This is a genomic window from Solirubrobacter deserti (genome assembly GCF_027587175.1).
GTDB classification, from domain to species: Bacteria; Actinomycetota; Thermoleophilia; order Solirubrobacterales; family Solirubrobacteraceae; genus Solirubrobacter; species Solirubrobacter deserti.
Genome location: NZ_JAPCID010000008.1, coordinates 143,391 through 162,339 on the forward strand (window position 1 = coordinate 143,391; position 18,949 = coordinate 162,339).

Annotated in this window: 17 protein-coding genes; 10 read left to right on the plus strand and 7 right to left on the minus strand. The window is 71.3% G+C overall.

Translation table 11 applies throughout. The annotated features are described in order from the left end of the window. Window positions 1–11: 11 nt before the first annotated feature. The 3 genes from OJ962_RS07210 to OJ962_RS07220 all read right to left on the minus strand — a co-directional run bounded on the left by OJ962_RS07210 (window position 12) and on the right by OJ962_RS07220 (window position 2,655). Window positions 12–407, minus strand: coding sequence for a hypothetical protein (locus OJ962_RS07210; protein ID WP_202957063.1), 396 nt, complete (start codon window positions 405–407; stop codon window positions 12–14). An 80-nt stretch (window positions 408–487) separates the two neighbouring features. Beyond that, window positions 488–1,231 carry an HAD family hydrolase gene (locus OJ962_RS07215; protein WP_202957062.1) on the minus strand — a complete coding sequence of 248 codons (744 nt, stop codon included), beginning with the start codon at window positions 1,229–1,231 and terminating at the stop codon, window positions 488–490. Next, window positions 1,228–2,655 (minus strand): mannitol dehydrogenase family protein, encoded by a 1,428-nt coding sequence (locus OJ962_RS07220; RefSeq protein ID WP_202957061.1) that lies wholly within the window; start codon window positions 2,653–2,655, stop codon window positions 1,228–1,230. Before OJ962_RS07220 ends, OJ962_RS07215 begins: the two co-directional genes overlap by 4 nt. 29 nt (window positions 2,656–2,684) lie before the next feature. Between OJ962_RS07220 and OJ962_RS07225 the strand changes: the two genes are divergently transcribed. Next, entirely contained in the window at window positions 2,685–3,755 is a 1,071-nt protein-coding gene (locus tag OJ962_RS07225; RefSeq protein WP_202957060.1) for a CDP-glycerol glycerophosphotransferase family protein, read from the plus strand. Here OJ962_RS07225 and OJ962_RS07230 read toward each other — a convergent pair. Both OJ962_RS07230 and OJ962_RS07235 read right to left on the minus strand, forming a co-directional pair. Beyond that, window positions 3,686–4,804 (minus strand): iron-containing alcohol dehydrogenase, encoded by a 1,119-nt coding sequence (locus OJ962_RS07230; protein WP_202957059.1) that lies wholly within the window; start codon window positions 4,802–4,804, stop codon window positions 3,686–3,688. The genes OJ962_RS07225 and OJ962_RS07230 overlap by 70 nt on opposite strands. Then, window positions 4,801–5,517: a phosphocholine cytidylyltransferase family protein gene (locus OJ962_RS07235; protein WP_202957058.1), complete on the minus strand. Its 717-nt coding sequence runs from the start codon at window positions 5,515–5,517 to the stop codon at window positions 4,801–4,803. The genes OJ962_RS07230 and OJ962_RS07235 overlap by 4 nt, the downstream gene beginning before the upstream one ends. Before the next feature lie 359 nt (window positions 5,518–5,876). On the opposite strand from OJ962_RS07235, the gene OJ962_RS07240 reads away from it, so the two are divergent. From OJ962_RS07240 to OJ962_RS07255, 4 genes are all read left to right on the plus strand, one after another. Then, the gene (locus OJ962_RS07240) at window positions 5,877–7,361 is read left to right on the plus strand and encodes a mannitol dehydrogenase family protein (protein ID WP_255526214.1); all 1,485 of its coding nucleotides are present in this window, start codon (window positions 5,877–5,879) and stop codon (window positions 7,359–7,361) included. Between the two features lie 84 nt (window positions 7,362–7,445). Beyond that, on the plus strand, window positions 7,446–8,588 hold the full coding sequence (locus tag OJ962_RS07245) for a UDP-galactopyranose mutase (RefSeq protein WP_202957056.1): 1,143 nt from the start codon (window positions 7,446–7,448) through the stop codon (window positions 8,586–8,588). Then, window positions 8,581–10,062 (plus strand): glycoside hydrolase family 43 protein, encoded by a 1,482-nt coding sequence (locus OJ962_RS07250; protein WP_202957055.1) that lies wholly within the window; start codon window positions 8,581–8,583, stop codon window positions 10,060–10,062. The genes OJ962_RS07245 and OJ962_RS07250 overlap by 8 nt, the downstream gene beginning before the upstream one ends. Before the next feature lie 96 nt (window positions 10,063–10,158). Next, a complete protein-coding gene (locus tag OJ962_RS07255; RefSeq protein ID WP_202957054.1) occupies window positions 10,159–11,091 on the plus strand; it encodes a hypothetical protein in 933 nt (310 codons plus the stop codon). A 108-nt stretch (window positions 11,092–11,199) separates the two neighbouring features. Here OJ962_RS07255 and OJ962_RS07260 read toward each other — a convergent pair whose 3' ends face one another. Then, a complete protein-coding gene (locus OJ962_RS07260; RefSeq protein ID WP_202957053.1) occupies window positions 11,200–12,072 on the minus strand; it encodes an endonuclease/exonuclease/phosphatase family protein in 873 nt (290 codons plus the stop codon). Between the two features lie 236 nt (window positions 12,073–12,308). Here OJ962_RS07260 and OJ962_RS07265 point away from each other — a divergent pair, with 236 nt between their 5' ends. Next, window positions 12,309–12,869 (plus strand): OsmC family protein, encoded by a 561-nt coding sequence (locus OJ962_RS07265; RefSeq protein WP_202957052.1) that lies wholly within the window; start codon window positions 12,309–12,311, stop codon window positions 12,867–12,869. A gap of 23 nt (window positions 12,870–12,892) precedes the next feature. Continuing rightward, a complete protein-coding gene (locus OJ962_RS07270) occupies window positions 12,893–14,101 on the plus strand; it encodes an NAD(P)-binding domain-containing protein (RefSeq protein ID WP_270006270.1) in 1,209 nt (402 codons plus the stop codon). Here the strand turns inward: OJ962_RS07270 and OJ962_RS07275 are convergent. After that, window positions 14,079–15,008, minus strand: coding sequence for a putative metal-binding motif-containing protein (locus tag OJ962_RS07275; RefSeq protein WP_270006264.1), 930 nt, complete (start codon window positions 15,006–15,008; stop codon window positions 14,079–14,081). The genes OJ962_RS07270 and OJ962_RS07275 overlap by 23 nt on opposite strands. Before the next feature lie 288 nt (window positions 15,009–15,296). Between OJ962_RS07275 and OJ962_RS07280 the strand changes: the two genes are divergently transcribed. The 3 genes from OJ962_RS07280 to OJ962_RS07290 all read left to right on the plus strand — a co-directional run bounded on the left by OJ962_RS07280 (window position 15,297) and on the right by OJ962_RS07290 (window position 18,858). After that, window positions 15,297–16,028 carry a hypothetical protein gene (locus OJ962_RS07280; RefSeq protein WP_202957048.1) on the plus strand — a complete coding sequence of 244 codons (732 nt, stop codon included), beginning with the start codon at window positions 15,297–15,299 and terminating at the stop codon, window positions 16,026–16,028. A gap of 200 nt (window positions 16,029–16,228) precedes the next feature. Beyond that, complete coding sequence (locus OJ962_RS07285) at window positions 16,229–17,731, plus strand: dicarboxylate/amino acid:cation symporter (protein ID WP_270006265.1); 1,503 nt, start codon at window positions 16,229–16,231, stop codon at window positions 17,729–17,731. A gap of 53 nt (window positions 17,732–17,784) precedes the next feature. Next, window positions 17,785–18,858: a hypothetical protein gene (locus tag OJ962_RS07290; RefSeq protein ID WP_270006266.1), complete on the plus strand. Its 1,074-nt coding sequence runs from the start codon at window positions 17,785–17,787 to the stop codon at window positions 18,856–18,858. Window positions 18,859–18,949: the final 91 nt, after the last annotated feature.

Consider the following 18,949-nt stretch of genomic DNA (forward strand, 5'->3'; position numbering starts at 1 on the left):
CGCGCCGATGGTCACCGGTCGGTCGAGGCGGCTCGGTCGCGATCCTCGCTGAGCCCGACCTCGAAGAACGCCAGCGCGAGCGCGAGCACCGCCGCGACGCCGACCACGCCCCAACCGATGGTCTGCGCCACGCCGTCCGTCGTCAGGACGAGCGTGACGCCGGCGAGCGCGACGACGATGACCACCGCCAGGCCGCGAGCGAAGGTGCTGCTGACGGAGACGTGCCAGGGCCCGACGGCCAGCGTCACGAGCGTGACCGCAAGCACCGCCGCGACGAACAGGCCGAGGCTCGGCCCGCCGAGCGCGAAGGCGAGGACGATCGGGACGGCCACCGCGAGCGGGTAGCCGATCGCGGCCCACGAGGGAAGGCCTGAACGGGCGGAGCGCGGCGTACGGCTGGTCGGCATGCCTTCGCGCTACCCCAGCACGAACGCGTGCGACGGAGCCCGTCTGCACGCCGACAGTGAACGCGCGACCAGGCCGCGGGTCACGAGGCGCACGTGGAGCCGACCGCGAGCAGCTCCTCCAGGGCGTCCCAGGACTCGACGACCTCCGCCGCTCCGGCTTCCAGCAGCGCCGTGGTCCGCTCGGCGCGCTCGTGCTCCTCGACGAAGTGCAGGTTGCCGACGACCGGGATGCCGGCCGCGACGGCGGACTGGACGCCGGCCACCGCGTCCTCCACGGCCAGCGCACGCTCGGTCGGCACGCTGCACTGGTGCGCGGCGAACGCGTACACCGCCGGGTCGGGCTTGCTGGTCGGGATCTCGAGGCTGTCCTCGGCGCTGATGCGCGCGTGCGGCGGGAACAGGTCGTCGAGCCCCGCGGCCGTGAAGCACGCGGCCAGGCGCGACAGCGCGCTCGAGCTGACGACGGCCAGTTGGTAGCGGTCGCGCAGGCGCCGCAGCGGGCGTTGGACGCTGAGGTCGGGGGTGAGCACCCGCGACAGGTGTTCGATGACCTCCAGGCGCTCCTGGGCGACGAAGCCGTCCAGCCGCTGGGGTTCGATGGCGGCGCCGTGCCGCGCGGCGAGCCAGACGGCCGTGGCGCGGAAGTTGCGGCCCATCGCTTCGCGGCGGAGCTCGTCCGGCTCGTAGCGGCGATCGATCCCGAGCTCGGCGAGCAGGCGGTTCGTCACGCTCGCCGAAGCCTCGAAAGCCGGCTCCTCGGACCGGAACAGGTTGCCGTCGGCATCGCAGAGCAGCACCTCGACGGCATTCGGGCTCAGCGTCATGCGGCCACTTTCCGATCGTGGACGGACAGGCGGTCGGCCAGCGCGGCACGCGCGCCGTGGGTGTCGAGCGAGCGCAGATCGCGCTCGACGGCGAGCGCGAACGCGGCGTCGTCGGCGAGCGCGCCGAACACGTCCCGCTCGGCGAGCACAGGGCGGGGGTCGGCGCCGCCGCGGCGCGCGAGCGCGCGCAGCCGCTCAGCCCGCGGGTCCTCGATCGCGAACCCCTCGCCGCGCTCGTCGGCGCCGCGCAGATAGCGCAGCCATCCGGCCACCGCGAACGTCAGCAGCGGATGCGGCCGGCCGCCGTCCCGGGCCTCGGCGATCGAGCTCAGCACGTGTAAGGGCAACTTGGCGGAGAGGTTGCGGCACAGCCGGCCGAGGTCGTCGGCCAGCGCCGGGTTCGCGAGCCGCGCGAGCAGCGTGTTCCGGTACGTCGCCGGGTTGATGCCGTCCACGAGCGGCAGCAGCGGCTGCACCTCGTCCGCCATCAGCCGCTCGAGGTACGCGCGGAACAACGGGTCGGCCAGCGCCTCGGAGGCGGTCCGGTGCCCGGCGAGGAACCCGAGCGGTCCGAGCGCGCAGTGGCTGCCGTTGAGCAGGCGGGTCTTGATCAACGCGTAGGGTCGGGCGTCCCGCACGAACCGGACGCCCACCTGGTCGAGCGGCGGTCGGCCGTCGGCGAACTCGTCCTCGATCACCCACTGCGAGAACGGCTCGGTCATCACCGGCCAGCGGTCGTCGACACCGAACTGCTGCGCCAGCCGCTCCCGGTCCGCGGGCGTCGTCTTGGGCGTGATGCGGTCGACCACGCTGCTCGGGAACGCGCCTTCGGTCGCGATCCAGTCCGCGAGGCCCTCGTCGCGCTTGCGCGCGCAGGCCAGGACGGCCTCGCGAGCGAGCGCGCCGTTGTCGGGCAGGTTGTCGCAGGAGAGCACGGTGAACGGCGGGAGCCCGTCGCGGCGGCGGCGTGCGAGCGCCTCCACGAGGAGCACGAGGGCTTCCGGGTCCTCGCCCGCGTAGCCGTGGGCCGTGATGGTCAAGGTGACCAGCCGGGTGCGGGCGTCGGCCAGCGTCGCGACCACGCCTCCCGACTCCTCGGGCGCGAACAGGTAGCGGCGGATCACGCCGACGACGCGCGCCTGATCGCTCGCCCCGCCGCGGGTGACGACCGTGTACAGGCCGTCCTGCGGCGTCAGCGCCTCGCGCATCTCGGGCCGGTGCAGGCCGACGCCGACCAGGCCCCAGGCCGTCGTGATGCGGCGCTCGGCGAGCTCGTCGAAGTACAGCGCCTGGTGGGAGCGATGGAAGGAGCCGACGCTGATGTGCACCACGGACGGCGTCAGCGCGGTCCGGTCATAGGTCGGCACGGTCACGCGCAGCGCATGCTGCCCGAGCGACCCGGTGTTCAGTGGCGCGATTAGCACGACGCACCCCCGTGGTAGGTGCACTCAGGATGCGTTTCGTCTACAACAGCTTCGCCGGTCGCTTCTCGGACAGTCCGCGGACCATCTTCGAGGCGCTGGGGCCGGAGCACGAGCACCTCTGGCTCGCCGACCCGGTCCACCGCAGCTCGTTCCCGGAAGGCGTGCAAACGGTCGATCTCGGGTCGGCGGAGAGCATCGCCGCGCTCCAGTCCGCCGATGTCGTCGTGGCCAACACGCACACCGAGGTCGAGTGGACCAAGCCGGCCGGCACCGTGTACCTGCAGACCTGGCACGGCACGCCGCTCAAGCGGATCCACTGGGACGTGCTGTGGGCACCGGAAGGCCGCCTCGAGCGCCTGCAGCGCGACGTCGACCGCTGGGACCTGCTGGTCTCGCCCAACCACGCCAGCACGCCGCTGCTGCGGCAGGCCTTCCGCTTCGAGGGCGAGGTGCTCGAGACGGGCTATCCCCGCAACGACATCCTCAGCTCGCCCGGCCGTGACGCCGTCCGTGCTCGCGTGCGCGAGCAGCTCGGCATCCCCGACGGCGCGCGCGCCGTCCTGTACGCGCCGACGTGGCGTGACGACTTCGTCTTCAGCGGTGGCGCCGCCCCCGTGGAGCTGGCCCTCGAGGTCGAGCGCGCGCTCGACGCGCTCGGCGAGGACCATTTCCTGCTGCTGCGCCTGCACTACATGCTCACGGGCCGGCTGGCGCCGATCGACCATCCGGGCGTCCGTGACGTCTCCGCGCATCCCGACGTGAGCGAGCTCTACCTCGCCGCCGACGTGCTCGTGACGGACTACTCGTCGGTGATGTTCGACTTCGCCGTGACCGGCAAGCCGCAGCTGTTCTTCACCTACGACCTCGCCGCCTATCGCGACAACCTGCGCGGCTTCTACTTCGACTTCGGGCCGGTCGCGCCCGGCCCGCTGCTCGAGACCACCGACGAGCTCGTCGCTGCCCTGCGAGGGCTCGACCAGGTGACTGCGGACTATCAGGACCGGTACGTGGCGTTCCAGGAGCGCTTCTCTCATCTCGAGGACGGCGCTGCGACGGAACGGGTGATCGAGCGCGTGCTCGGCACCGCCACGGGGCGGTAGCCCATCGCGCCCGCGACGAGCGCTTCAGCCTCCATGCGGTGGCGGAAGCGCTCGTCGGACAGGATCGTCCAGCGGTCGGGGCGCAGCGCCGGCCCGGCCTGGACGGCGTCCACCAGTTGCGCGGTGGTCAGGCCCACGTCGTCCGGGCGCAGCGGCAGGCCGAGACGCAGGTAGAGGCTCTGCAGAGCCGGGAGGAGCGCGGAGTTGTGCGCGGCCGCGGCGACCAGGGTGCCGAGGGCGACCTGCTCGCCGTGCAGGGCGGCGCCGCGCCCGAGGCGGGCGTCCAGCGCGTGGGAGATCAGGTGCTCGGCGCCGCTGCACGGGCGGCTCGTGCCGGAGGCGGCCATGGCGAGACCGCTGAGCAGCAGCCCCTGCGCGAGCACTTCGTGCGACGCGCTGGACGTCACCTCGTCGAGCTCCAGCGCCGGCCGCGCCGCGCTCTCGGCGATCATGGCCGCGTACGCGTCGTACTGCTCGCGCCCTTCGCGGTCCGCGAGCCGCCAGTCCAGGCAGGCGGTCAGGTTGCTCACGAGGTCGCCGACGCCGGCGCGGATGGTCGCGGGCGGCGCGCTGCCGATCGCCGCGACGTCGACGACGATGCCGCAGGGCATCCGTGCGGAGTGCGTCGCGCGGGCGCCGTCCTTGCCGACCAGCGAGGCGACGGGCGAGCTGATGCCGTCGTTGGAGACCGCCGTCGGGACGCTCACGAAATCGACGTCCGTGCGGGCCGCCGCGAGCTTGACCGTGTCCAGCACGCGGCCGCCGCCGACGGCCACGGCCGCGGTCACGCCCTCCTCGATGATCGTCGACGCGATCGATGCGGCCTGGTCGAGCCGGCCGGCGAGCTGGGAGACGACGACGACGCGCACGTCGGCCCGGCGAAGCCCTTCGACGACCGCCTCGGCCAGCATGCGCGACGCTCCGCGGCCGCTGCCGACCAGCACGCAGCGCAGGTCGAAGTCGTGGTCGGCCAGCAGCGGGCCGACATCCCGCAGGCAGCCCGTGCCGACATGCAGCAGGCGTGGGATCAGGACCTGGCGGGCGCTCACGCCGCCGCTCCTAACGCTTCGGCGGCGGACAGGTCCCGGTCGTCGTCGATCTCGACCCAGCCGCCGGAGCGCACGGGCCACACGCGCCAGGGCACGCCTTCGCCCGCGCCGCGACCGATCGCACCTTCGTACCACTCGTTCTCGCACGCCGGGTCGGCCGTGAACGCCTCCAGCTGGTCCCGGAAGGCGCGCAACGTCGCGCCCTGCGCCATCAGCATCCCGACGTACTCGCCGGCGGGGGCGTCGATGCCGACCTTGCCGATCTTGGCGATCGTGCCGTCGGCGCGCAGCTCGACCTTCATGGACTCGTCGGTGACGCGCTGCTCGAGGTCGACGGCCATCAGCCCGTCGTCCCGCGGGCCGCTCAGGAACGAGGCGATCTGCTCGGGGTCGATCAGCAGGTCGGCGTTGAGGATCGCCACGGGGCCGTCCTGCGGGAGCTCGCGCAGGGCCAGCAGCACGGACCACCAGTTGTTGCGCGTCTCGAACTGCGGGTTGCGGATCACGCGCACGCTGCCGTCGAGCGTGTCCTCGATCACCTCGGCGGCATGGCCGACGACCACCGACACCGAAGCGACGGCCTCGCCGGCTGCGCGTATACCGGCGAGCTGACGGTCGGCCAGCGTGCGGGCGCCGACGCGCAGCAGCCACTTCGGTGTGGCGTCGCCCAGCGCGCCGAGCCGGCTACCACGGCCGGCCGCGAGCACGACCACATGAACAGGGCCAACAACAGATGAGCGCACGAGAGGACTCCGGATCGAGAAAGACGAGCCGAGTCCGGCAGCGCGCTCGGCTTGCGCTCGCGTGCCGTCCTTCGGAAGTGGATCCGTCCTGTCCAGATGTGAACCGGTGGTGAACGCTCGGTGTACGAGCGACGACCGCGGCTCACCGTCACCTGGATGACTCCGCGGTGCCAGGTTGGCCTCCGAAAGCGCGTGCGTGCAGGGATTTCGGAGGCGACGCGGTGCGTGTCATCGCCACCGCGAGCGGCCAGCGCGGCGCGCGCGTCGGCCAGCGGGTCACGGTCGGTGGGCGTGACGCGGTCCCGCTGCGGTCTCTACGGTGGCACGCGATGGTCCCACTCGGCCGCGCCACGCTCGCCGCCTGCGCGGAGCGCATCGCCACCCCCAGCTACGACCGCGCTCGGCTGACCGAAGGGGTCGTGCACATCGGCGTCGGCGGGTTCCACCGCGCGCATCAGGCCATGTACCACGAGCGGCTGATGAGCCGCGGTGAGGCGCTCGACTGGGCGATCCGCGGGCTGGGGGTGCTGGAGGCCGACCGGCGCATGAAGGACGTGATGGACGCGCAGGACGGGCTCTACACGCTGATCGTCAAGCACCCGGACGGCACGTTGGAGCCCGCCGCGATGGGCGCGATCGTGGGCTACGTGCTCGCGCCCGACGACCCGCAGGCGGCGATCGAGGCGATGGCCGCGGCCTCGACCCGGATCGTGTCGCTGACGGTCACCGAGGGTGGCTACAACCTGCACCACGTCACGGGCGAGTTCGACGCAGACGCGCCTTCGATCGTCGCGGACCTGAGGCCCGGAGCCACGCCACGGACGACGTTCGGTCTCGTCACCGAGGCGCTGCGGCGGCGCCGGGACCGCGGGCTGGGTGCCTTCACGGTGATGTCGATGGACAACCTGGAGGGCAACGGCCACCTCGCCCGCCGCGCGTTCACCGCGTTCGCGCGCCTGCGCGATCCGGCGCTCGGCGCCTGGGTCGGGGCCCACGTCCGGTTCCCGAACTCGATGGTCGACCGGATCACGCCGCAGACCACCGACGCAGACCGCGAGGCGCTGCGTGAGCGCTTCGGCGTCGACGACCGGTGGCCCGTGGTGTGCGAGCCGTACACGCAGTGGGTGCTGGAGGACGACTTCGCCTGCGGGCGCCCGCCCTACGAGCACGCGGGCGTGCAGGTGGTGACCGACGTCCGTCCGTACGAGCTGATGAAGCTCCGGCTGCTGAACGCCGGCCACCAGGCGCTCGGCTACTTCGCGTACCTGGCGGGCTACCGGTACGTCGACGAGGCGATGCGCGACCCGCTGCTGCGGCGCTTCGTGCGCGCGTACCTCGACGAGGAGGGCACCCCGGCGGTGCCGCCGGTGCCGAGCATCGACCTCGATGAGTACAAGGACGCCCTGATCGAGCGCTTCTCCAGCCCGGCGGTACGCGACACGATCCCGCGCCTGTGCGCGGAGAGCTCGGATCGCATCCCGAAGTTCCTGCTGCCCGTGGTCCGCGAGCGGCTCGCGGCGGGTGGGGAGATCAAGCGCTCCGCCGCGGTGCTGGCGGCGTGGGCCCGGTACGCGGAGGGCGTCGACGAACAGGGCGAGCCGATCGCGGTCGTCGACCGGCTGTCGGATCGCCTGACCGCGGCTGCGCGCCGTCAGCGGGAGGACCCCGACGCGTTCATCGCGGACCGCGAGCTCTTCGGCGGCCTCGCCGACGACGAGCGCTTCGTCGCCGCCTACCGCTGGGCGCTGCGCTCACTGTACGAGCGCGGCGCGCGGGCCACGCTCGAGCGGATGGGCGCGCCTGACGACTCCTGAAGCGCGGGCGCGCGGCGCGCCGATCGGTCAGAAGGCTGTCGAGATCATCGTTGCCGAGCGCCTGCAGGCGGTAGGGGCACTGCGATGAGCTCTCCTCGCATCCTCGTCGTCGGCGCCGGGCTGACCGGCTGCACGCTGGCGCACTGCTTCGCTCGCGCCGGCCTGGAGACGGTGCTGCTCGAGCGCGACGTGGTGCCGGGCGGGTTGATCCGATCCGAGCACCTGAACGGCGTGCTCTATGAGCCGCACGGCTCGCACATCTTCCACACCGAGGACGAGGAGGTGTGGGAGCTCGCCAACGCGATGACGCCGTTCAACGACTACCGCCACCGCGTGGACATCCTCGCCGACGGCAAGATCCTCAACTGGCCGATCCTGCTCTCGGACATCGACCGCCAGTCGCAGTCGCAGGACATCCACGCGCAGCTGGAGGAGCGCCGCGGCGTGGACGCGGCCGCGCGTGCGCAGGCGGCGAACTTCGAGGAGTGGTGCCTCGAGCTGATGGGGCCGATCCTCTATGAGCGCTTCATCCGGCCGTACACGGAGAAGCAGTGGGGACGCCCCGCGCGCGAGCTGTCAGCGCAGTGGGCGCCCCGGCGCGTGTCGGTGCGCTGGGACAACGACCCGTACCTGTTCCCGGACCCGTTCCAGGGCTGGCCGGCGGGTCCGAACGGGTACACGGACCTGATCGACGGCCTGCTCGACGACCCGCGGATCATGCTGCACGTCAACGTCGACGTGACGCAGGAGAACCTCGACGCACACGCGCGCGAGCAGCGTGCCGACTGCATCGTCCTCACCTGCCCGCTCGACGTGTTCTGCGGCGAGCGGTTCGGCCGGCTCGACTGGCGCGGCATCGACGTGCGCAGCGTCTACGTCCCGCACAAGGACCTCGCGCAAGGCGCGATGGTCGTCAACTATCCCGGCGCCGAGTTCCCGTTCATCCGCATCCACGAGACCAAGCACGCCTCCCGCCAGCGGTGCGAGGGCACCGTGCTCGGCTTCGAGTTCACCGGCGCGCCGACGCGCTACTACCCGATCGAGACCGAGCGCAACAGGACGCTCAACGACCGCTATCAGGCCGAGCTGCGCGAACAGGTGGGCGGCGAGAAGCTGTTCTTCGCGGGCCGGCTCGCGAACTACCGGTACATCGATATGGACGACTGCATGCGCCAGGCCATCGACGCCTCCGCCGAGGTCTTGGAGGCAGTCGGCGTGCATGCCTGACGCGGGCCGGACGTTCGTCAACCCCGTCATCACGGACGACCGTGGCGCCGACCACGGCGACCCGTTCGTGATCCGGCACCTGGGTGAGTACTTCCTCTACCACACGACCGACGACGGCGACCTCGGCGTGTCGGTCTGGCGCTCGGGCGACCTCGTGGACTGGGAGTTCGAGGGGCACGCGCTCGAGCCCCAGCCCGGCACCTGGGCCGAGACCGACCTGTGGGCGCCCGAGGTGAGGTACCACGCGGGCACGTTCTACATGTACGTGGCCGGCACCCGGATCCGGCCCGACGGGCACGGCGTCGAGAGCGCGCGCCGGCAGGGCGTCGCGCGTGCGGACAACCCGCTCGGGCCGTTCGTGCTCGACGACGCGCCGCTGGTCACCGACGTGTGGTCGATCGACGGGCACCCGTTCCAGGATGAGGACGGGTCGCTGTGGCTCTTCTACAACATCCGCACGGGCGCTACGCGCTTCGGCGACCAGCCCGGCAGCGGCAACGTGGTGGACCGCCTGGTCGGTCCGGCGGAGCTCGAGGGCAACCCCACGCCGGTCGCCTTCCCGAGCCAGCGCTGGGAAGGCTCGGCGGCCGGCGACGCCTACTGGAACGAGGGCTCGTGGGTGCTCAAGCGCCGCGGGCGCTACCACCAGCTGTACTCCGGCTCGCACTACCGCGACGCGACGTACGGCATCGGGCTCACCTCCGCGCGCACGCTGCGCGGGCCGTGGGTGAAGGACCCCGACCCGATCCTGCGCAGCGGCGAGCGGATCACCGGCCCGGGCCACCACAGCGTGATCCTCGCGCCCGACGGCGTCACCACCTACGCCGTCTACCACGGCTACGACCGCGGGCAGCCCGGCCGCAAGGTCCACCTGGACCGCGTGCATTGGTGTGGAGACCGGCCCGTGATCGGCTCCGGCGCCGCCGTCGGGCACCCGACCGAGGACCCGCAGCCCGTGCCGCCCGGTCCCGTGCACGACGCGGCCGTGCCCTTCTGGCACGCCGACCTGTTCGTGCAGGGGCCGCGGCTGTCGATCGGCGAGCTGACGCTCGACCTGGACCCCTCGCCGCGCCCGTGGCGCGTGCGCATCAGCCAGGGCTGGCTCGGCATGCGGGTGTGGGTGGACGGCCGGTTGCGCCTGCAGACGCGCGGGCTGCACACGCCCGACCTGGCGTGCGACGGCGAGTTGCTCGAGTGCCGGGTCACGTCCCACGTGGAGGACGAGGCGGTGCGGTGGCTGACGCCCGGAGAGGAGTTCGCGTGGCCGTGGGGTGGCACTGGGCCGTTCGAGCTGTCCCTGGCGGTCCGCGGCTCGGCGCGCGTGGTCGCGGGTGACGCGTCCACCGAGATCACGAGCCCTGTGGAACGCTTCGCCCTTGTCCGCCTGAACGTGCCCCGCGGCGCGGATGAGGTCGTCGTCACGGGGCTCGACCGCGGCGCGGAGGTCACGGACATGGTCGTCACCGCCCGCTAGCTGAGCTCCTTGCACGGGGGTGCCGCCGCCGCGCGCGGGATCGTATAGTGATCAGGCTTCGTTCAGCGATCGCGGGTTGCAAAGGAGCGTGGCTCGATGGGGAAGGACGTCGAGCGGATCGACGGGGCGCGGTCGCCGACCGCGGACTCGGACGCTGCGCGTGCTCTCGACGCACCCGCGCGCTGGGCGCCGGGGCTGCCTCTCCTGCCCGCGCAGGTGCTGGCGCTGCAGCGCACCGCGGGCAACGCAGCGGTCTGTCGGATGATGGCCCCGGAGGCGACGAGGCGCATCCTCGTCGAAGAGAACGGGGAAGTGAGCGAGCGCGTCGTCGCGGAGGACGACATGGGCCGGTATCGCCCGGTGAGCGCGCAACGGTGGAGAAGTGCTTTCCTTCCGGCCGCTCTCAACACCAACCTCGGCCACGTCTACGAGGAGATCCCACGCGCTGAAGTAGGAGATGCGTCGCAAATCGGCGGCACGGAGCGGACCAGCCTGCACCTGAAATGGGTGGATCTGGTCGCCAACAAGAACCAGTGGAAGGCGCTGCTGGCAATGCGGCAACTCGAGCGACTCGAGCTCAGCCATTGCACGCTTCCCGCGGAATGGCCGGCGGCGATGCTGCAGCTGCCGAAGCTGACCTATCTGGCCGTGTACTCGCCGAAGAAGGCTGCGACGCCGAGCGACAACCTCGAGTCCCTGCGGTCCCTGCCGCTGCAGGTGCTGCGTCTGGTGCAGTGCTCGTTCATGACGGTCGAGTGCTACCGAGCGCTCACGGGGATGAACCTCGCCTATCTCGATCTCAATCGCACGGTGACCAAGGAGAAAGCGCCCGGCACGAAGATCGAGCAGAAGACCGAGGGCGGGGAGATCGTCAAGATGCTCGAGCCGGGTGGGCTGGACCGAGGCGTCATGGAGGCCCTGAAGGCGTTGGCCCACCGGCTGGAGACGCTCAACGTGAAGGCGTGTTCCGCGCTGACGGAGCAGGACAAGGCCGAGCTGCAGGCCGGCAAATGCCAGGTCGAGTTCTAGTGCCACGCAGCAGCGGGCACGCGCGTCGGCGCTCGCGCGCCTGCGCTGAAGTGCCCACGGCGTGGCGAGCAGCGCTGCTCGCCACGCCGGGGCTCGATCCCGTGACGGCTACGGCAGTTGCAGGTGCGCCTGCACGGGCAGGTGGTCGCTCGGGAACTGGCCGTTGCGCGCGTAGGTGTTGATCGACGCGGCGCGCACGGTCACGTACGGCGTGGCCAGGATCCAGTCGATCCGGTCGCCGTCGGGCGTGAGCGGGCGGTAGCCATGGAAGGTGCCGAACAGCGGGCTGCGGCGCTTGGCCAGGTCCCACGTGTCCTCGAACGGCCCGTTGGTCACGAGCGTGTCGTAGACGGTCAGGCCGGGCTTGGCGGCTTCATTGAAATCGCCCGTCGCGATCACGGGCACGTTCGGCGCGAACTGCTCGGTCATCTTCTGCAGGACGAGCCGGGCCGAGTTGGCGCGGGCCGTGGCGTCGAAGGCCTCGAAGTGCGTGTTGAGCAGGTAGAACTGCTTGTTCGTGCGCTGGTCGAGGAACTTGATCCAGGTGACCATGCGCGGGCAGCAGCCGGGCCAGGTCTTGGAGCCGACGACGTTCGGCGTGTCGGACAGCCAGTAGTGGTCGTACTCGAGCGGCTCCAGGCGGCGCGAGTCGTAGAACACCTGCATGGCCTCGCCACGCGAGCCGCCCTCGCGCCCCAGTCCGATCGAGTCGTAGTGGGTCGGCAGGTCGACCTGGATGTCGCGCAGCTGGCGGTACAACCCTTCCTGCGTGCCGATGATGTCGGGCTTCTCGGCGCGCAGCAGCTCGCGCATGACGGGCCGGCGATCGGCCCAGGGGTTCGGCGGGGTATCGCTCGCGTAGCGCAGGTTGAACGACATCACGTGCAGCTCGTTGGCACGCTGCGCGGACGCCACGGACGGGATCGCGAGCAGCGCTCCCAGCAGCGCCGCAGCCGCGAGAACGGTGCGAAGTGCAGACATGTTGCCTCCCGGGACATGTCGGTATGGACGGTGCGCGGCGACCGTAGCCGCGACCCGTCGCGGTAGATGTGAGAGCTGTGTGATCGGTCAGATCACGACCGCTGGTCCGCGTCAACAGAAAACCCCAGGGTGCGGTCCCGATTGGCGGGGTGCCGTCCACCAGCTACGGTTGCTTCGCGGCTGTTTTTCAGGGTAACCTGATCGCGTTTGAAGCCATTGGCGACGAGGAGTTATTGATGAGCACCACCGAGTCTGCAGCGGACAACGGCGTCAACACCCAGGCGCTCCTGGACGCCCGCGCGGCGCTCAGCGACGCGCCGGAGGCGGCCAAGTTCACCTGGCGCGCGACGAACGAGTGGCTGCGCGGCACGCACAGCCGCACGACGATCCAGCAGTACAGCGGGCTCGGCGCCGACCACAACCACAAGTCGACGTTCGAGTACGACGCCGACCATCCCGAGGTCTTCGCGGCCGAGGATCAGGCGCCGACGCCGGTCGAGTTCCTGCTCGTCGGCCTGTCGAGCTGCCTGACGGCGGGTGTCGCGGCGGTCGCGCAGAACCGCGGCATCCAGCTCAACTCGGTCAAGGCGACGGTCGAGGGCGACATGAACATCCTCGGCATCCTCGGTGCCGATCCCGAGGTGCGCAACGGGTACAACAACATCCGCGTCAACTTCGAGATCGACGCGGACGCGGACGCCGACGAGGTCGCGGCGCTGGTCGCGCAGTCGCAGAAGCGCTCGGCCGTGTTCGACGCGCTGACGAACCCGACGAACGTGTCGGTGACGGTCAACTGAGCGTCGCGCGCATCCCCGTCGTCATCGTCGGGGCCGGGCACTCTGGCCTCGCGGTGAGCCGGGTGCTGTCGGAGCAGTCGATCGAGCACGTCGTCCTGGAGCGGGGCGAGGTCGCGAACACGTGGAAGACCGAGCGCTGGGACTCGCTGCGTCTGCTCACGCCGAACTGGCTCACGCGGCTGCCCGGGCTCGCCTACGACGGCGAGGACCCGGACGGCTTCATGGCCGTCTCCGAGCTGGTCGAGTTCCTCGAGCGCTACGCGGGGCACGTCGACGCGCCCGTGCGCACCGGCACGACCGTCACGCGGATCTTCAGCGACGATGACGACTACCGGGTCGAGACGGACGCGGGCACGTGGGCCGCGTCCGCGGTCGTGCTCGCCAGCGGCGCGTTCAACCGGCCGCACGTGCCGGCGGTGGCGGAGTCGCTGCCGGCTCAGCTCGACCAGGTCACCCCGCTCGACTACAAGCGACCGGAGCAGCTGCGCGACGGCCGCGTGCTCGTGGTCGGCGCGTCGGCGACGGGCCTGCAGCTCGCGGACGAGCTGCTGCGCTCCGGGCGCGAGGTGACCGTCGCGGTCGGCGAACACGTGCGCATGCCGCGGACGTACCGCGGCCGGGACATCATGCATTGGCTGGACCAGATCGGCCGGCTGGACGAGCGCTACGACGAGGTCGACGACCTCATCCGCGCGCGGCACGTGCCGTCCCCGCAGCTGGTCGGCACACCCGACCGTGCCGACCTCGACCTCAACGCGCTCACGGACCGCGGCGCGGCGCTCGTCGGCCGCCTCGGCGCGGTCAACGACGGCAAGGCCGCGTTCGCCGGCTCACTCGGCAACGTGTGCAACCTCGCCGACCTCAAGCTCAAGCGCCTGCTCAAGACGATCGACCAGTGGGGCGGATTCGACGAGGGTGAGCGGCCCGAGCCGACCCGCGTCGACGCGACGCCGCGCGTGCTGATCGACCTCGTCGCGGAGGGTTACGACACCGTGCTGTGGGCCACCGGCTTCCGCGCCGACTACTCGTGGCTCGACCTCGACGTCCTCGACCGCAAGGGTGAGATCCGCCACGACGGCGGCGTCGTCCGCAACGCGCCCGGGCTCTACCGCGTCGGCCTGAACTTCCTGCGCCGGCGCAAGTCGAGCTTCATCCACGGCGCCGAGGACGACGCGCGCGAGCTCGTCGACCACCTGCTCGCGACCAGCCTCAGCAGCGCTTCTGCGGCGTAGAGGCTCCCAGGGGCAGGCACATGGTGCGCTGCCCCGGGATCCGCCCGCGCCGGATCACGTAGCGGGACACCTTCGCGATCGCGTTCGGCGCGCTGACGATGACGTCGAGCGTGACGCCGTCGCGCAGGCGCTTGCGGAACAGCTTGGTCAGTGAGACTTGGCCCTCGGCGTCGACCGTGCGCGTTCGCTGCTTGAACGGGCAGCGCCGGCCGGTGCAGATGACGTCGACCTGAGCCCCGGGCGGCGCGTCCTGCACGCGCAGCAGGTTGACCTTGGGGCTCGACCGGCGGCTCGCGAGCGAGAACTTGCTGCGCACCAGCGCGGTCACCTCGCCGGGCTGGTCGCCGCCCGCGCAGTCGTCGTCGATGCCGTTGCCGGGGACCTCGGGCGCCCCCGGGTGGACCGTGTTGTTGACGTCCGAGCAGTCCGTGGTGGCGGGGAAGCCGTCGGCGTCCGTGTCCACGAACGGGTTCGGGGCGGGGGTCGGGGTCGGTGTCGTGCCCGGCGGCGTGCCCGGGGTCGTGGGCGTGGCGGGGGCGGGCGGACGCGCGATCGTGTGCGTGGCGCACTTGCCGTCGGAGCGGCAGAAGTCGTACTGGATCGCCGAGATCGCGTGCGGGCTGGTGTCGACGCGGCGGTCGATGTTCTTCCACACGCCCTGTCCGTCGCTGACCCCGTAGGAGGTGAGCCTCTGCCCCGACGTGCCGAGGATGGTCATTGTCATCCGCACGTTGCAGCAGTCGTTCGGCGCGGCGTCGCGCAGGCGCCCACGGGGATAGACCTGTGTGGCGGGGAGCAGCGGCCCGCCGCTGGGGTCGTTGAACGGCGTGTCGGCGACCGTCGCGTCGCCCCACTCCTTACCGAAGTCGTACCCCTGCGCCGCGGGTGCCGCCAGAAGCACCGTCACCGCGACCAGAACCATTCCCGCCACTGCCCGCATCGCGCTCACCTTGCCAGGATCCGGCTGACCGCGTCGCGGTTCACTGGCGCCGGCCGAAGACCCCGCGGCGCTTCGGCGGCTCGGGCTCCTCCTGGTACGGCGCCGCGCTGCGGGTTGAGGCTCATGGACTTCAAGCGGCCCAGCTCGTCGACCTCGAGCGTCGCGCTGCGGTCGCTGCCCGCGGGCTCGAGGATCAGCTGGTTGCCCTCGCGGTCGGCGGCGCCTCCGCGTGGGCGCGGATGTAGCCTGCAGGGGGTGCCCGAGTTCACGCGCTACGCGCCTCCGGCCGGCTCGTTCATCCGCACCGCGCAGCTCGGGAAGACGCGGCAGTGGATCGAGCCGTTCATGGCGCAGATCGAGCCGTACCTGGCGAACGCCCGCCAGCAGTCGAACTACATGCCGCTCGGCGTCAACGTCACGGTCGCGCTGCCCGACCACCAGGAGCTGCTGATCGGCAACTCGCTCGTGGACCTGCTCGAGCCGCTCGCGATCGCGTTCCAGCTGCCGCACCTGCGCTACGTCGCCGCGACGAAGGTCCATGGCGACGCGTGCTCGCTGTGCATCGGGCCGGTCGGCATCTCCAACGAGGGTCCGCACCGGTGGCGCACCGCGCGCGGGCGGCTCTCGCACGTGAGCGTGAAGGCGCAGCGGGAGTTCGGGTACCAGATCGCGAGCCAGATCCAGCCGTCGCGCTGGGGCCCCGGTCATCTGGACCTCGCGATCCGGACCGGGATCATGCGCGACTGGATCGTCACGTGGCGGCCGCTGGTCGACGCGCTCGTCACCGTCCTCGGCCGGCGGCGGGAAGGGGCGCGGCGCGAGTTCGACGTCGAGGACGGGCGGGTCGTGTCGCTGGCGCTGCACCACGACGTGGACACGATGCTCGGCAACACGGTCGAGGTCGACGTGCGCTGGCGTCTGGTCGGCCACGCACACGGCCCTGAGCTCGACTACGCGGTCAAGCACGCCGAGCCGCTCCGCGCGTAAGTCGATAAAAGCGATCGAGAATGGTACTTTCCGCCGGCGCGCGTCCGGCGCGCGTCCGGCGCGCGCTCGCACGGCCGCGGACGGACGTTCTAGAGCAAAATGTAGAAACCCGATCGGATTCGTGTAGATTAAGCCTCCGCGGCAGTTGCGCCGGGTCGAACGGAGGGGCAGACAGCACTATGAATTGGGATTGGCCGTCGGTGGCGACGCTCGCCGCGGTGGGGCTCAGCTGGGCCGCTATCTGGTGGATGCGCAAGCGCGCGCTGAACTTCAGCGTGATCGCGCTGTTCGCCTTGGCCATCGGCATCCCGATCGGCGTCGTCGCGGAGCAGCACGTGGCCGCGGTCAACCCGATCGGGCGCATCTACATCAACGTGCTGCTCGCCACGGTCGCGCCGCTGGTGCTGGTCGCGATCGTCTCAGCGATGACGTCGCTCGGCACGCTGGCGAAGCTCAAGAGCATCGGCCTGCGGTCGACGTTCTGGCTGCTGTTGAGCAACGCGCTCGGCGTCATCCTCGCGCTGGCGCTGGCCTTCATCTTCCGCCCCGGGGAGGGCACCGACGCCAAGCTCGGCGCGGTTCCCGCGGACACGATCGCGGGGCAGGTGCAGGCGTTCAGCCAGGTGGTGGTGAGCTTCTTCCCGACGAACGTCGTCGGGAGCTTCAGCTCCAACGCGATCATCCCGATCATCCTGATCGCGGTCACGATCTCGGTGGCCTATCTCTCGCTGGCCGAGAAACAGGGCGAGAAAGTCAAGCTCTTCGCCGACGGCATCGAGGCGATCAAGCTCGTCGTCTTCAAGGTCGTCAGCTACGTCATCCGGCTCACGCCCTACGCGATCGTCGCGCTCACGGCCCACATGGTCGGGACGAGCGCGGACCTCGGCAAGAGCTTCACCTCGCTGCTCGGCCTGCTCGCGCTGGTGTGGGCCGCGTGCATGATCCACACGTGGGCGATCAACGCCGTCATCCTGCAGGCGTTCGCGAACGTCGCGCCGGTCGCGTTCTTCCGCAAGATCTTCCCGGCCCAGCTCACCGCGTTCACGACACAGAGCAGCATCGGCACCCTGCCGGTGACCACGGGGCAGCTCACGCGCAAGGTTGGCGTGCACTCGGAGATCGCGCACTTCACGGCGCCGCTCGGCGCCAACATCGGCATGCCGGGCTGCGCGGGCATCTGGCCGATCCTGATCGCCGTCTGGGGCATCAACGCCTACGGGCTGGCCTACTCGGCGGGTGACTACCTGCTGCTGACGGTCCTGAGCATCGTCGTCTCCATCGGCGTGGCCGGCGTCCCCGGCGCGGCGACGGTTTCCGCCGCCACGGTGATGTCGGCGGCCGGGTTGCCGCTCGAGTTCGTCGCGGCGACGATCCCGATCGGCGTGATCGCCGACATGGCGCGGACCGCCACCAACGTCACCGCGGCCGCCGTCAGCGCGACCGTCGTGGCCCGGCAGACCGGCCTGCTCAACGACGCGATCTTCAATGGGCAGGCGGTGTACGTCGAGGACGACCGGCAGGCACCGCAGCCGGCGCCCGCCGCCCCCGCATGGCCGCCGCAGCCGGCGCTCGCCGCGGCCGCATGGCCGGCTCAGGCGCAGCCCGCGGCCGTCGCCGCGTACGCGTACCCGGGCGCGCCCGTGGCGGCGCCCACGCCACCCGTCTTCGCACCCGCTCCCGAACAGCAGCTGGTGCGCAGCTGATGACCAGACGACAGGAGAACAAGACAGTGCACGTATCCCGCGGTCGCACCCGCGTGGCGACCGCCGTCCTCAGCGCTGCCGTCGCAGGGCTGGCCCTTGCTCCGGCGGCCCAGGCCCAGGGCGTCACGAACCCCGCCGACAACCCGTTCCCGATCTCGGTGACGATCGACGGGCAGACCTACAGCGACGGGCGGGACACGCTCCCCGGGTACGACGACGTGGCTTGCACGCCGATCCCGTACGTCTCCTACGACTTCGGCCAGAACGCGATCCTCTACTACGACGCCGACGGGCAGCTGCTCAAGACGGCGAAGTGGACGGAGTGGTCGCGGATCAGCTCCTACCAGGCGTGGGTCGACGACCAGAAGACGCCGACGCCGACCGCGACGCCGACGAACACGCCCAGCGCGACGGCGACCGCGCCGCCGACGAACGGCGGGGGCGGCAACCCGCAGACCACGACGACCACGACGACCAACCCGGCGGCGACGACCCAGCCCTCCACGACGACCACCAAGAGCCCGTCGACCCGGACGCAGACGACGAGCAAGTCCCAGACGACGACCAAGTCCTCGAACAAGACGCAGTCGACGAAGACGTCGTCGAACAAGACGGAGTCCACCAAGTCCACGACGCCGAGCCCGTCCACGACGAGCACGTCATCGACGACCAACTCGTCCACGACGCGCACGTCGACCTCGGGCAGCTCACCGTCCTCCTCGGGCTCCGCGTCGTCGTCGAGCGCGAGTGCTTCGACGGCCGGGTCGGACGCCGCGCCAGACACGGCGGTCACCGCGAGCACCGATGCTGCGGCCGGCACCGCTGCGGTCGACGGCGCGGCGCCAGTGGTCGACGCCGCCCCGCAGGTCCCGGGCGGTAGCACCGAGGTCGCCGCGAACGGCGCGCCGGCCGGTGGGCCGGGAACGGGCGTCGTGCCGGGCGCGGTGGCGAACGTCGCCGACACCACGAAGTACGAGTTGGCCAGCCAGGCCGCAAGCCACGTGGGTGACACCCGCCTGGCCGGCGTGGGGATCCTCGTGGCGCTCGTCGCCCTCGGCTTCTTCTGCCTCGCGTTCGGCGAGGTGCGTGAGCAGCTGTTCGGCCGCCGGCGCACCAAGCACAACTGAACGTGCCGGTCTGACCTCGCCCGTGTGAGTCCGGGCGGGGCCACCGCGAATTCAACATCGCAGCACCCGCCGCTCCCCGCCGGCCGCCAGG

Coding starts and splice junctions, on each gene's coding strand:
- OJ962_RS07210 (WP_202957063.1), bottom strand. CDS start 407: ATGCCGACCAGCCGTACGCCGCGCTCCGCCCGTTCAGGCCTTCCCTCG.
- OJ962_RS07215 (WP_202957062.1), bottom strand. CDS start 1,231: ATGACGCTGAGCCCGAATGCCGTCGAGGTGCTGCTCTGCGATGCCGAC.
- OJ962_RS07225 (WP_202957060.1), top strand. CDS start 2,685: ATGCGTTTCGTCTACAACAGCTTCGCCGGTCGCTTCTCGGACAGTCCG.
- OJ962_RS07240 (WP_255526214.1), top strand. CDS start 5,877: ATGGTCCCACTCGGCCGCGCCACGCTCGCCGCCTGCGCGGAGCGCATC.
- OJ962_RS07245 (WP_202957056.1), top strand. CDS start 7,446: ATGAGCTCTCCTCGCATCCTCGTCGTCGGCGCCGGGCTGACCGGCTGC.
- OJ962_RS07250 (WP_202957055.1), top strand. CDS start 8,581: ATGCCTGACGCGGGCCGGACGTTCGTCAACCCCGTCATCACGGACGAC.
- OJ962_RS07255 (WP_202957054.1), top strand. CDS start 10,159: ATGGGGAAGGACGTCGAGCGGATCGACGGGGCGCGGTCGCCGACCGCG.
- OJ962_RS07260 (WP_202957053.1), bottom strand. CDS start 12,072: ATGTCTGCACTTCGCACCGTTCTCGCGGCTGCGGCGCTGCTGGGAGCG.
- OJ962_RS07265 (WP_202957052.1), top strand. CDS start 12,309: ATGAGCACCACCGAGTCTGCAGCGGACAACGGCGTCAACACCCAGGCG.